We start from the raw sequence: 12,402 nt of genomic DNA, 5'->3' as shown, positions 1-12,402 counted from the left end.
ACAGTTCACCCGAAGGAAGGAAGAATACCCCCTCCCCCTTCGGGTACTCCCCCTTGGCAGGGGGAGATTCAAGTTTGTTCTTGCCGTACAATCTCCTTCGGCAGGCCTGCACCCCTGCCCGCCGGAGGCATCTTCACCATCCCGTCCCCGCTAATGCCTCTCGTCGGCCAGCCGCCGCAAATCCGCCGGAGTGAAGGCGTACGGCTCGCGGCAGAATTCGCAGGTGATGACAGTGTCTTCGCCGCGCTCGGCCAGACTTTTGATTTCGTCCACGCCGAGCGTGATGAGGGCCTGTTCGATGCGGTCGCGGGAGCAGCCGCAGTGGAAGGCCACGTCCTGGTGTCCGAGGATTTCGTAGGGGATGTCGCCGAAGATGTGGTCAAGGATGTCCTTGGGGCCGGCCCCGTCGAAGAGGAGCCTGGCCAGGGGCGGCATGGCCGCGATGCGGGCCGTGAGGGTTTCCAGGGCCGCGTCGTTGGCCGGCGGGAGGGACTGGAGGAGGAAACCGCCGGCCACGGCGATGCCGCCCTGGTCGTCGGGGATGGTGGTCAGGCCCATGGCCGAGGGGGTCTGCTCAGACTCGGTCAGGTAGTAGGCGATGTCCTCGGCGATCTCGCTGGACACGAGGTTGACCACGCCCTGGTAGGGGCTTTTGAGCTGCAGGTCCTTGGTCACGGTCAGCAGGCCGGCGCGCCCCAGGGCGCCGGGGATGTCGAAGCGGCCGTCCCGCAGGGGCAGGTCGGCGCCGGGGTTGCCCACGTAGCCGTGGACCAGACACATGGGGTCGGCCTCGACGACGATCTTACCCAGGGGCCCATTGCCCTCGAACTTGAGAGCCACGCGCTGGCGGCCCTTAAGGAGCGCCCCCAGGAGCACCCCGCCGGTCAGGGCTCGACCCAGGGCCACGGAGGCGGTGGGGCTGGTACGGTGCCTGACGCAGGCCTCGCCGACCGTGGCGGTGGTCAGGCAGGCCATGGCGCGGACGTTGGCTTCGTCGGAGATGACGCGGATAAGGTTGTCTTTCATGGTGTCGTGTCCAAAATTACTGAGTTGATGATCAGGGCTGCGGAACAATGGGGAGGCGGCGGCCCAGGGCGATGCCATCTGGGGTTGCGTGCACCACATGGGGAAAAAACTCCACTCCCCTGTCCAGGGCCTGCCAGAAAAGTTCGGCGAAACGCGGATCGATGAAGTCGGCGGGGCCGAAGCACTGTCCGTCGGGACGCTGGACGGCCAGGAAGACGCCCACGCGCACGCCCCGCTTCGCCAGTTCCATGAGTTCGAGCAGGTGCTTCTGGCCGCGCTCGGTCACTGCGTCGGGGAAGCAGGCCACGCCGTCCTCGACCATGGTCACGTTCTTGGCCTCGATCCAGAACTCCCCGTCGGGGCCGGTGAGCTTCGCGTCCAGGCGAGAATCCCCCCATTTGGCCTCGGCGGTGAAATCCGTGTACGCACCCAGTTCCGGCAGGGCGCGGGTTTCCCAGGCCCTTTTGAGGAGCCGGTTGGGCGCGAGGGTGTTGACGCCGACCCAATCCCCGCACGGGCGCACCAACTCCAGGGTGTACGGCAACCTCCGTCCCGGCGAGGCGGCCGGGGAGAGAAAGACCTCCATGCCGGGCCGCAGGAGGCCGAGCATGGACCCGGAGTTGTTGGTGTGCGCGGTCACGGGTCGACCGTCCAGCAGGACGTGGATCAGGAAGCGCTTCTCGCGGGCGACAAAAAGGGCCGGACGGCTTCCCTGCGGAAATTTCAGGAGATACGGCATATTTCGGGTTGCGTTTCTGTCATATTCTTGACAGTTAGGCAGAATCGGAACAGCATCGAGACCATCCCCGTTCCAGGAGAGGCTATGTCGTTTGATACCTGTGGAATAATTGGAAAGAGTTCCGCCCTGCAAGAGGTATTTCGGGTTCTGGCCAAAGTGGCCCCCTCGGACAGCACCATCCTGGTCACGGGCGAGTCCGGTACGGGCAAGGAACTGCTGGTCCGGGCCCTGCACCGCAACAGCAGGCGGGCGGACAAGCCGTTCGTGCCCATCAACTGCGGGGCCATACCCCGAGAACTGCTCGAATCCGAACTTTTCGGACACGAAAAGGGCGCCTTCACCCACGCCATCCGCACCAAGATCGGCCGCTTCGAGATGGCCCAGGGCGGAACCGTCTTCCTGGACGAAATCGGGGAAATGGAACTTTCCCTGCAGGTCAAGATCCTGCGCGTGCTGCAGGAGCGCGAGTTCGAACGCGTCGGCGGGGGCAAGACCATCAAGGCCGACGTGCGCGTGGTGGCGGCCACCAACCGCGATCTGGAGGAGGAAGTGCGCAAGGGCACCTTTCGCGAGGACCTCTTCTACCGCCTGAACGTCATCCCCATCACCCTGCCCCCCCTGCGCGAACGCGGCGAGGACGTGCTCGTCCTGGCCCGGTACTTCCTGCGGAATTTCTGCGCCAACAACCGCTCTACGACCCTGGGCATGGCCGAAGAGGTGGCCGACATCCTGGCCCGCTACTCCTGGCCGGGCAACGTGCGCGAGCTCGAGAACTTCATGGAGCGCATGTCGATCCTGTGCGACGGCGAGAGCATCGGCCTGGTGGACCTGCCGGACAAGATCCTGCGGGAGACCGGAGTGGAGGTGCCTAAGCGCGCCCCGGTCCTGGCGGACGCTTTGTTCCGTTGGCCGGAACTCAAGGACCTTCGCGAACAGTGCATGGGCCTCAAGGAGTTTCTCGATCAGGTCGAGGAGCGGCTGTTGAACGAGGCCCTGGGAGAGGTCGACGGGGTCAAGAACAAGGCCGCCGAAGTTTTGGGCATCAAGCGCACCACCCTGATTGAAAAACTGAAAAAGAAGAATATGTTGTGATGTTCTGCCCGATTCTTGCTAACAGCAGACCGTGCGCGCACACACACCTGCCAGACTGATCTGGTTCCTCCTTGCCGCCCTTCTGGGCGCCCTCCCCCACCAGAGCGCCTCTGGGGCGGTCTTGACGTGGACTCGGGCGGCCGACCACGAACGGCTCCTGTTCTCGTTCTCCTCCTCCCTGCCCGTCGCCGAGCCCAGACAACGCGGGCTGACGCGGATCATCATCCCCATCTCCGCGGACTTCTGGGCGAACGAGGCCAAACCCAAAATCCCAAATTTTACCGCCTCGGCGCTCATCAAGGGCGTCTCGGTCACAGACGACGGCATTCTGATCGATACCCGCAACGGGGATTTCATCTTTTCCTCGGCCGCACACCCCGCCCTGCAGGAACTGAACGTCATCCTCTACCCGCCGCCGACACAGGCCCCCCCGCCGCCGCAAAATGCGACCCCGGCTACGGAGCCCGCGGCGCTGGATGGAACGAACTCCTCCGCGGAAACGCCCGCCAATGCGTCGACGCCCGGCAACGAAACGGCCCCCTTCCCGGCCGTGCAGGAGGAAGGGCGGGACGCGGCCCCGACGGCGGACGTCAATGCGACGAAGCCTGGAGACGATATCGCGATGGACGGCAATGCCACGGGCGGGTCGCCGCAGGATTCGCTCTCGGGCACGGCTTCCCTGCGCGGACGGATCAGTCGTCCCGCAACTCCACCCGACCAGGCAGAAACGGCGGCCCCCGGACAACGGGAGGCCGGTCTCGACGCCGCAGCGGAACCGAAGTCGCGCGACACGTTCCGGCTGCGCATGCCCGTCGAACGCAACGCGACAGCGCCCTTGCCGCAGACCGAACCTGAAGCGGCGGCCGAGGAGACTCCCACGGAACACGCCACGGGGCCAGGACCGGACGCAGCTGAAGGACATGCGGCGGACAACGCGACCAGTGCGCAGGCTCTGCCGGCTGACGCGCCCCACGCCATCACCGCCCGACCGGACCACGAGACCCAGGAGGCCGGCGCGCCCGACGGAAACGCGACCTCCTCGGCGCAGGAGACACGCCACAAGCCGGCACCCGACTCTGCACACGACGCCGAAGCGACGAACGCGAGCGCATCGCACGACGAACCCGGCAACGCCACCGACGCCGACGCCCCTGCGCAGGAGGCGGCCATGACGGTCAACGCCTCCTCCGAAACTCCCACAGCTGTCACCGGCAACATGACCGAGGACAACAGCACGGCCGAGCTGGAGGCGCTGTACAGACTGGCGCAGGTTGCGGTGGCCGCGGGCGATCTGCCGGCCAGCCGGCAGGCCATAACCGCCATGATCGAGCACCCGAAGGTGCCCGAAGCCCTGCGCGAGGAGCTGCTCTACAATCTGGCCGACATCACCATGCAGCAGGGCAAGGGTGACTTCGCGGGGAACTACACGGCCATCCTCGACGCCTACCAAACGGCCATGTACGCCAACCCCGCATCTCCCAACATGCCCGAGGCCCTGTACCGCATCGGCTTCCTGCAGCTCGCGGTGGGCAACCTGCCCGAAGCCAAGGGCAATTTCGACCTGCTGCGCCGCAAGTACCCGGACAACCCGCGCGTGGCCATGATCGACACGTTCTGGGGCGACCACTTCCTGCGCGAGAAAAAATTCGCCAAGGCCGCCGAGCACTACCGCTACGTCATCGAGAATTTCCCCATGAGCCCTGCCGTCAAGCCGGCCAACGTCGGCCTTCTCAAGGCCTACACGGAGCTGGGTTTTTTCGACAAGGCCATGGACATCGTGAACACCATCGAAAAACGCTGGCCCCGCTACTACCTTGAAGACCCGTCGTTCCTCATGGCCGCGGGGTATGCGGCCATGCTCAGCGGCAACGACGACCGGGCGCGGGATTTTTTCTGGACGTACGTCAACATCGTGCCGGATGCGCCCGACGCCGATGTGGCCATGGCCCGCATCGGCGACATCCACCTCAAGCAGAACAAGCCCAATGCCGCACGCGAACTCTACCACCGCACGGCCGAGGCTTTTCCGGACAGGGAAGGCGGCCTCATCGCCCAGATGCGCCTGGCCGAGGAAGGCGTGCTCGACAAGCCCTCCATCGGCGACATGGCCCCGGTCTTCGACCGCCCGAACGCCAACCCCGAAGAGATTTACACCCGCATCCTCGAACATGCGGACAGCCCCCTGGCCCCGATTGCCAGACTGAAGCTGGCCATGTGGCGGCTGTGGAAAGGGAAATTCCCGGAAAGCCTGGAGGACGTGCGCCGCTTCGAACAGGACTACCCCGAGCACGAGCTGCTGCCCAAGGCGCGGGAAGTCGCCGACAAGGCCCTGCGGGACTGGATCATGCGCGACCTGGAGCAGGGGAATTTCGAGGGCATCGTCCAGAACTGGTCGGACCACCAGGACCTCTACACGGACAGGGAGCCGGACCCGCAGACCAGGCTGGTCGTGGCCACGGCCATGATGCGTACGGGCCGCTCCAGGGAGGCCCTGGAGATGGCCAAACCCTTCGTCTTTGGCTCCATCCCCAGAGGGGAGCATTCCGAGCCGGGCATGGACCTGACCCTGGCCATGCTCGTTGAGCTGCAGGAGTGGAAGGACATTCTCGAACTGGCCCGCAGGGTTGCGCCCTGGAACCTGAACGCCGAGCGTCGGCGCCAGGTCGACTATGCCGCGGCCCTGGCCAACGAGAAGCTGAACCAGGCAGGAATGGCCAAGCCCCTGTGGGACCGGCTGGCCACGGACCTGGGCCTGACGGACACGCAACGCGGCTACGCCCACTATTTTCTCGGCCGGGCCGCGTTGGCCGCGGGTGAGTTCGAACGCGCCACCATCCTGGGCCAGGAGGCCCTGGAACTGCTGAAAAAGGAAAAGGACGACATCCCCAAGCTCAAGGAGACGCTGGAACTGCTCGTTCAGGCCGCCGAGCGGCGCGGACGGAACCAGGAAGCCCTGGCCTGGAGCCTCGAATACGACGGCTACGTCACGCCCGAGGACCGGGACTGGCCCGCGCACACCTACCGCAAGGCCGTCCTTTTCCGCAGGAATGACGACATGAAGAGGTGGCGGGAAACGCTTCTGGGCCTCAAAGAGCGCTTCCCAAACACGCTATATGGCCGTATGGCTGCCGCAGAGCTCGAAGGCGTGCGCATCGAGCGGGAAGTCGAGAAATTTCGCTAGGAGGGAGAGATGAGCATTGATCGCGAGCCCGTTGTCGCGGGACAGTTTTACGCCGGACGCCACGACCAGTGGCTGGCCTCGGTCAGGTCCTGCATGCGCGGGGAAACGGAGCGCGAGGCGGTGACCAGGCTGGCCATGGTGCCCCACGCCGGCCACGTGTTTTCCGGCGGCGTGGCGGGCCAGACCCTGGCCCGGGCCCGGCTGACGGACACGGTGCTGCTGCTGGGGCCCAACCACACCGGCATGGGCGCGCCCCTGGCCGTGTGGCCCGACGGGAAGTGGCATCTGCCCGGAGCGAGCCTGGAGGTCGACGCCGAGCTGGTTGCGGCCATCCTGGCTGCGGAGCCGGCCCTGACTGCCGACCGCGTCGCCCATCTGCAGGAGCATTCCCTGGAAGTAGTCCTGCCCTTCCTGTGGGCCAAGAACCCCGACATGCGCATCGTGCCCATCGCCGTGGGCGACCCGCGTCCCCACAAGCTCGCCGGGGCGGCCTCCAAGATCGCGGAGGTCCTGAACGCCCAGGGCCGCGACGTGTCCGTGGTCGTCAGCTCGGACATGAACCACTTCGCCTCGGACGCCGTGACCCGCATCGTGGACCAGAAGGCCCTGGACCGCATCCTGGCCCTGGACCCCATGGGCTTCTACGGCACGGTGCGCGAGGACAACATCTCCATGTGCGGCGTGCTGCCCATGACCATGGGCATGCACCTGGCCAACATCCTTGGCGCCAAGAAGGCCGAGCTCGTGGCCTACGCCACGTCGGGCGACGTCAACGGGGACATGTCGAGGGTGGTGGGCTATGCCGGGGTCATCATCGAATAGGTGCCGCGCCGAAAGCGGTCATGAAGAGGGGGCCAAAGCCCCCTTTTTTGTTGCCGTCAGCCCACGTGTTCGACGTAGGCTTCGAGGGTGTTGACCAGCAGCTGGGCGATGGTCATGGGGCCGACGCCGCCCGGCACCGGGGTCATGGCCGAGGCCGTGTCCTGCAGACCCGCGAAGTCGCAGTCGCCGACCAGGCCGAGCTCCGTGCGGTTGATGCCCACGTCGATGACCACGGCCCCCGGCTTGACCATGTCCGCGGTCACGAACTTGGGGATGCCCACGGCGGCCAGCACGATGTCGGCGGTGCGGACCTCCTCGGCGATGTCCCTGGTCCGGGAATGGCAGACCGTGACCGTGGCGTTCTTCTGCAGGAGCATGAGCGCCAGGGGCTTGCCGACGATGTTGCTGCGGCCGATGACCACGGCTTTCTTGCCGGCCACGTCGATGCCGTGGCGGTCAAGCAGGGTCATGATGCCGGCCGGGGTGCAGGAGCGCAGGCACGGCAGCCCAAGGGCCAGGCGGCCCATGTTCACCGGGTGGAAGCCGTCGACGTCCTTGGACGGGTCGATGAGGTCCAGGCAGCGCTGGCTGTCCAGCCCCTTGGGCAGCGGCAGCTGCAGCAGGATGCCGTCGATGGCCGGGTCGGAGTTCAGGAAGGTGATGGTGTCTTCGAGCTGCTCCTGGGGGATGTCCGCCGGCAGGCGGAAGCCCTTGGAGATGATGCCGACGTCGGCGCAGGCGCGCTCCTTGTTGCGGACATAGACCTGCGAGGCCGGATTGTCGCCCACCAGGATCACAGCCAGCCCAGGGGCCCTGCCGTGCCGGGCGGCCAGGACCCCGACCTGGTCTTTCAGTTCCTGACGGATGATGGCGGCCGTCTTTTTTCCGTCGATGATGCGCATGGTGTCCTCTGCTGATGAAAAAAGGCGCACCTCGGTGCGCCCTTTCGGTTACTCTTCCTCGTCGAACCAGTTGGCGGCCATGGCCGGTCCGAAGTACACTCCCTGGGAGTCGAGGTCCTCCTCGATGCGCAGGAGCTGGTTGTACTTGGCCATGCGGTCCGAGCGGCACAGGGAGCCGGTCTTGATCTGCCCGGCGTTCACGGCCACGGCCAGATCGGCGATGAAACTGTCCTCGGTCTCGCCGGAACGGTGGGAGATGACCGTGGCGTAGGAGGCCTCCTTGGCCATCTCGATGCAATCCATGGTCTCGGTCAGGGTGCCGATCTGGTTCAGCTTGATGAGGATGGAGTTGCCCACGCCGCGCATGATGCCGTCAGCCAAAAGCGCGGGGTTGGTGACGAAGATGTCGTCGCCGACCAGCTGCAGCCGGTCGCCCAGCACGTCGGACAGCACTTCCCAGCCGTCCCAATCGGCCTCGGCCAGGCCGTCCTCGATGGACACGATGGGGAACTTGCCGGCCAGGTCGGCGTAGTAGTCGGTCAGCTCGCGAGCGGTCAGGATTTTGTTCTCGCCGGCGAAGTGGTACTTGCCGTCCTTGTAGAACTCAGAGGCCGCCGCGTCGATGGCCAGGGCGATCTGGCTGCCTGGCTCGTAGCCGGCCTCCTCGATGGCCTTCATGATGTACTTGAAGGCCTGCTCGTGGCTGGCGAAGTTGGGCGCGAAGCCGCCCTCGTCGCCCACGGAGGTGGCCAGGCCGTCCTTGTGCAGGATCTTCTTCAGGGAGTGGAAGGTCTCGGCGCCCATACGCAGGGCCTCGCGGAAGCTGGCCGCGCCCAGGGGCATGATCATGAACTCCTGGATATCCAGGTTGTTGGCCGCGTGCGCCCCGCCGTTGATGATGTTCATCATGGGCGCGGGCAGGACCTTGGCGTTGATGCCGCCGATGTACTTGTAGAGCGGCAGGCCCAGGAACTCGGCCGCGGCCTTGGCCGTGGCCATGGACACGCCGAGCATGGCGTTGGCGCCCAGGCGGGACTTGTTCTCGGTGCCGTCCAGGTCGATGAGGGCCTGGTCCACTTCCACCTGGCGGATGGCTTCGAGGCCCACGACCTCGGAGGCGATCTCCTCCATGACGTTGCGTACGGCCTGCTCCACGCCCTTGCCGAGGTAGCGGTCGGCATCGCCGTCGCGCAGCTCGAGGGCCTCGCGGGTGCCGGTGGAGGCGCCCGAAGGCACGGCGGCGCGGCCCGTGGCCCCGGATTCGAGGGTCACCTCGACCTCGACGGTGGGGTTGCCTCTGGAGTCGAGAATTTCCCTGGCCCAAATGCCTGTGATGGTGCTCATGATTGCTCCCTGGATGTATCCGGTGAATGTTTCTGGAAATATGCGGCCGCCAGTCCCTGCATGAGCAGGTCCGGGGCCAGGTCGTCGATGCAGTCGGTGATGGCGGCCAGCTGGCGGGCGAAGCCCCCCGTGGCCACGACGCGGGCGTGCGGGTCGTTCAGGCGCTTCTTGAGCCGCGCGGTCAGCCCCTCCAGCATGGAGGCGAAGCCGAAGAGCACGCCGTGGTTGAGGCTTTGGCGCGTGCTGGTGCCGATGTCCAGGTCGTCCGAGTCCAGTTCCAGGCTGATCTGCGGCAGCTTGGCGGTCTGGGTGCCCAGGGCCGTGACCGAGCTGAGCACGCCGGGGCAGATGAGGCCGCCCAGGTAGGCGTTCCCCTGCACGCAGTCGAAGGTGGTGGCCGTGCCGAAATCCACGACGATGAGGGTCGGGTCGTCGAAGAGCTTCCGCGCCGCGAAGCCGCCGAGCAGCCGGTCGGCGCCCACCTCCTGCGGCCGGGCGTAGCGGTTTTCCAGGGGCAGGACGATGTCGCCGGGCACGAACAGGGCCGGACAGGTGAAGTAGCTGCCGCAAGCCGCCTTGAGCAGGCCGTTCAGAGGCGGCACCACCGAGGACAGCACCCAGGCCCGCACCGCGCCCTCGGCCACGCCCTCGCGGGCGCAGATGCCCGCGATGGTCAGCCCCAGCGAATCCGCGGTCTCGCGGTTGGTGGAGGGCAGGGAGTAGGTCCGGCCGAGGCCGTTTTCGTCGGCCAGGCAGAGCTTCACGTTGGTGTTGCCCACGTCGAAGAGCAGGACAGGTCCCGCGGAAGGATTCTTTGCGCCGTGCATCATGGGTGCGTTTGTACCCCATTGGTTCGAAAACTCAAGAACCGGGTGGCGTTTGCGCGCTTGTAACGCGGTATCGATCGGGGTAAGGCCGTGTCCATCATCACACCATGCACACCGGAGGAAACATGGCTCTGAACAAGGAACTTCTGCAGATCCTGGCCTGCCCCAAATGCAAGGGCGGTCTGGAACTCCTGGACCGCGAGGAAGGCCTCAAATGCGCCGCCTGCGGCCTCGTCTACCCCGTGCGCGAGGAGATCCCGGTCATGCTCATCGATGAAGCCGTGCCCGTGGCCAGATGGGAACAGGGCGTACGCGAGAACAAGGCGTGAGCAAAAAGCGGGAACGCGAGCTCCCCGAGACCCTGAACCTTCCGCCCGTGGGCGCGGACAGCCACGCCCACCTCGACGGCCGGGACTACGACGTGGACGAAGTCCTGGCCCGCGCCAGGGCCTGCGGGGTGCGCACCGTGGGCAACGTCTTCCTGGGCCCCGCGGCCTACCGGGAAGGACGCGGCCTCTTCGAGGGCCACCCCGACGTCTTTTTCCTGCTCGGCGTGCATCCCCACGACGCGGCCAAGATGACGGAGGATGACCTGGCCGGGATGCGCGAAGCCTTCACGGCCGACACCAGACTGCGCGCCGTGGGTGAGATCGGCCTGGACTACTATTACGACTTCTCGCCGCGTGAGGACCAGCAGCGCTGGTTCCGCCGGCAGCTGTCCCTGGCCAGGGAGCTGGACCAGCGCGTGGTCATCCACTGCCGCGACGCCGAGGACGACTGCCTGGCCACCCTCGACTCCATGGGCTTCGGCGGACGCCCGCTGCTGTGGCACTGCTTCGGCCTCGGGCCCGACTGGGCCAGACTCATCGTTGAACGGGGCTGGCACGTCTCCGTGCCCGGCACCGTGACCTACGCCAGATCCCAGGAGCTGCGCGAGGCCGTGAAGACCATCCCCGCCGACCGCCTGCTCCTTGAGACCGACTGCCCCTACCTCTCCCCCGAACCCTGGCGCGGCAAGCGCAACGAACCAGCCCTGCTCGGCTTCACGGCCCGGGAGATCGCCCTCCTGCGCGGCGAGGACGTGCGGGAATTGTGGCAGCGCTGCGGCGACAACGCGCGGGAATTTTTCGGCCTAATCTGAAAGAATCGGCGGTTCGACGAGCTTCGCGCCCTGGGCCAGGAGCATCCCGCGCAGGGAATGCTCCGCGTCGGGCGTAAAGCGCAGCTTGATGACCGCGCGGTAGCGGTCCACCACGCTCATGACGGCCAGGTTGTCGTAGCCTTCGAGCAGGAAGCGGTAGAGGGCGATCTGGCGGCGCGGGATCTCGGCGTACAGCACCCGACTCTGCGTGCAGGGGGGAAGAAGGCCGCGGTCGCGCGGCTTTCGTCGGCGCCCGCCCCTCGTGTCAGAGCACCTCATGGCCGTCCTCGGTCACGACCACCATGTGCTCCCAGCGCACGCCGCCCCAGGACGGGTAGTAGAGCCCGGGCTCGACGGTGATGACCATGCCGGGCCGCAGTATCGTCGGCCGGACGGGACCGACGCCGGGGGCCTCGTGGGTTTCCAGGCCGATGCCGTGGCCCAGGGAGTGGGTGAAACGGTCCGCCACGCCGTGGCGCGCGAAATGTTCCCTGGCCGTGGCGTGCAGCTCGTCCGTAGACACGCCGGGCGCAACCCTGGCGATGGCCAGGCCCTGGGCCTCGCGGACCAGGTTCAGGGTGCGCCGGAACTCGTCCGAGGGTCGCTGGCCGACCCACCAGGTGCGGGTCTGGTCCGAGCAGTAGCCGCCGAGGCGCCCGCCCATGTCGATGAGCACCGGCGTCTCGGGCTGCAGACGGGCCTCGCCCGGCGTGGCATGGGGCAGGGCCCCGTTGGGGCCGAAACCGACGATGGGCGCGAAGCTCAGGGCCTCGGCCCCGCCATCCCGGAAAAGCCGCTCCAGCATCCAGGCCACGTCCCGCTCGGTCATGCCGGGCGCCAAAGCCGATTCAAGCGCTTCGTAGACGCGGTGGTTCAGGGCGCAGGACGCCCGCAGCGCAGCCAGCTCCCCTTCGTCCTTGACCGTGCGCAGTTCCTCGACCAGGCGCGGGGCGGTGCGCAGCTCCAGGGATTTCCCCAGCTCCAGATACGTCTCGGCGCACATGGCGTGGGTCTCGACCCAAAGCTCGCGCACCCCGAGGCTCTTCACGAACTCCGCGATCTTCTCCACCCGCGGAGAGCCGTAGACGTGCACATGCTCCTCGGGCCAGTGCCGCCAGGCCTCCACGGTGAAGCGGGCGTCTGTCAACAGCCAGTCCGGGCCGTCCGTGCGCAGCAGCAGGCAGCCCGAACTTTCGTTGCACTGCCCGTCGTGCAACTCGAAGCCGGACAGGTAGAACCGGTTGGCCGGGTGGATGACGAGCAGGGCGCCGACGCCCTGCCGCCGCATGAGTTCCTTGAGCGCGTCGATGCGTTGCGACATGTCCTCT

General features: G+C 66.7%; 12 protein-coding genes. 5 read left to right on the top strand and 7 right to left on the bottom strand.

What is annotated here, in order from left to right:
* Positions 1 to 150 precede the first annotated feature (150 nt).
* Positions 151 to 1,026 (bottom strand): Hsp33 family molecular chaperone HslO, encoded by an 876-nt coding sequence (hslO, locus tag G394_RS0103285; RefSeq protein ID WP_028576439.1) that lies wholly within the window; start codon positions 1,024 to 1,026, stop codon positions 151 to 153.
* A gap of 31 nt (positions 1,027 to 1,057) precedes the next feature.
* A complete protein-coding gene (gene sfsA / locus G394_RS0103280; protein WP_028576438.1) occupies positions 1,058 to 1,765 on the bottom strand; it encodes a DNA/RNA nuclease SfsA in 708 nt (235 codons plus the stop codon).
* An 84-nt stretch (positions 1,766 to 1,849) separates the two neighbouring features.
* Between sfsA and G394_RS0103275 the strand changes: the two genes are divergently transcribed.
* From G394_RS0103275 to amrB, 3 genes are all read left to right on the top strand, one after another.
* Entirely contained in the window at positions 1,850 to 2,857 is a 1,008-nt protein-coding gene (locus G394_RS0103275) for a sigma-54 interaction domain-containing protein (protein ID WP_028576437.1), read from the top strand.
* A 121-nt stretch (positions 2,858 to 2,978) separates the two neighbouring features.
* On the top strand, positions 2,979 to 6,038 hold the full coding sequence (locus G394_RS0103270) for a tetratricopeptide repeat protein (protein WP_028576436.1): 3,060 nt from the start codon (positions 2,979 to 2,981) through the stop codon (positions 6,036 to 6,038).
* A 9-nt stretch (positions 6,039 to 6,047) separates the two neighbouring features.
* Positions 6,048 to 6,860, top strand: a complete 813-nt coding sequence (gene amrB / locus G394_RS0103265; protein WP_043774569.1) for an AmmeMemoRadiSam system protein B — start codon at positions 6,048 to 6,050, stop codon at positions 6,858 to 6,860.
* 56 nt (positions 6,861 to 6,916) lie between these two features.
* On the opposite strand, the gene folD is transcribed toward amrB, so the two are convergent.
* Genes folD through G394_RS0103250 form a run of 3 tightly spaced genes read right to left on the bottom strand, consistent with a single transcriptional unit; the run spans position 6,917 to position 9,936 of the window.
* Positions 6,917 to 7,762, bottom strand: a complete 846-nt coding sequence (gene folD, locus G394_RS0103260) for a bifunctional methylenetetrahydrofolate dehydrogenase/methenyltetrahydrofolate cyclohydrolase FolD (RefSeq protein WP_028576434.1) — start codon at positions 7,760 to 7,762, stop codon at positions 6,917 to 6,919.
* 48 nt (positions 7,763 to 7,810) lie between these two features.
* A complete protein-coding gene (gene eno / locus G394_RS0103255) occupies positions 7,811 to 9,106 on the bottom strand; it encodes a phosphopyruvate hydratase (RefSeq protein ID WP_028576433.1) in 1,296 nt (431 codons plus the stop codon).
* Positions 9,103 to 9,936 (bottom strand): type III pantothenate kinase, encoded by an 834-nt coding sequence (locus tag G394_RS0103250; protein WP_245578246.1) that lies wholly within the window; start codon positions 9,934 to 9,936, stop codon positions 9,103 to 9,105. Before G394_RS0103250 ends, eno begins: the two co-directional genes overlap by 4 nt.
* Positions 9,937 to 10,058: 122 nt before the next feature.
* On the opposite strand from G394_RS0103250, the gene G394_RS0103245 reads away from it, so the two are divergent.
* Positions 10,059 to 10,262: a Trm112 family protein gene (locus tag G394_RS0103245; protein ID WP_028576431.1), complete on the top strand. Its 204-nt coding sequence runs from the start codon at positions 10,059 to 10,061 to the stop codon at positions 10,260 to 10,262.
* Entirely contained in the window at positions 10,259 to 11,074 is an 816-nt protein-coding gene (locus tag G394_RS0103240; protein ID WP_028576430.1) for a TatD family hydrolase, read from the top strand. The genes G394_RS0103245 and G394_RS0103240 overlap by 4 nt, the downstream gene beginning before the upstream one ends.
* Here the strand turns inward: G394_RS0103240 and G394_RS17755 are convergent.
* Positions 11,066 to 11,272, bottom strand: a complete 207-nt coding sequence (locus G394_RS17755) for a DUF4911 domain-containing protein (RefSeq protein WP_051306908.1) — start codon at positions 11,270 to 11,272, stop codon at positions 11,066 to 11,068. The genes G394_RS0103240 and G394_RS17755 overlap by 9 nt on opposite strands.
* A gap of 67 nt (positions 11,273 to 11,339) precedes the next feature.
* Positions 11,340 to 12,395 (bottom strand): M24 family metallopeptidase, encoded by a 1,056-nt coding sequence (locus tag G394_RS0103230; protein WP_028576429.1) that lies wholly within the window; start codon positions 12,393 to 12,395, stop codon positions 11,340 to 11,342.
* Positions 12,396 to 12,402 lie beyond the last annotated feature (7 nt).

The sequence above is a fragment of the Desulfomicrobium escambiense DSM 10707 genome (assembly GCF_000428825.1).
In the GTDB taxonomy this organism is placed as follows: Bacteria; Desulfobacterota; Desulfovibrionia; order Desulfovibrionales; family Desulfomicrobiaceae; genus Desulfomicrobium; species Desulfomicrobium escambiense.
The sequence above is the reverse complement of the archived record's forward strand: the minus strand, read 5'-3'. Positions and strand labels throughout refer to the sequence as shown.

What these genes read in the sequence shown, in the direction of transcription:
- G394_RS0103230 (WP_028576429.1), bottom strand. Translation starts at nt 12,395, where the DNA reads ATGTCGCAACGCATCGACGCGCTCAAGGAACTCATGCGGCGGCAGGGC.
- G394_RS0103245 (WP_028576431.1), top strand. Translation starts at nt 10,059, where the DNA reads ATGGCTCTGAACAAGGAACTTCTGCAGATCCTGGCCTGCCCCAAATGC.
- eno (WP_028576433.1), bottom strand. Translation starts at nt 9,106, where the DNA reads ATGAGCACCATCACAGGCATTTGGGCCAGGGAAATTCTCGACTCCAGA.
- G394_RS0103250 (WP_245578246.1), bottom strand. Translation starts at nt 9,936, where the DNA reads ATGATGCACGGCGCAAAGAATCCTTCCGCGGGACCTGTCCTGCTCTTC.
- folD (WP_028576434.1), bottom strand. Translation starts at nt 7,762, where the DNA reads ATGCGCATCATCGACGGAAAAAAGACGGCCGCCATCATCCGTCAGGAA.
- hslO (WP_028576439.1), bottom strand. Translation starts at nt 1,026, where the DNA reads ATGAAAGACAACCTTATCCGCGTCATCTCCGACGAAGCCAACGTCCGC.
- amrB (WP_043774569.1), top strand. Translation starts at nt 6,048, where the DNA reads ATGAGCATTGATCGCGAGCCCGTTGTCGCGGGACAGTTTTACGCCGGA.
- G394_RS0103275 (WP_028576437.1), top strand. Translation starts at nt 1,850, where the DNA reads ATGTCGTTTGATACCTGTGGAATAATTGGAAAGAGTTCCGCCCTGCAA.
- sfsA (WP_028576438.1), bottom strand. Translation starts at nt 1,765, where the DNA reads ATGCCGTATCTCCTGAAATTTCCGCAGGGAAGCCGTCCGGCCCTTTTT.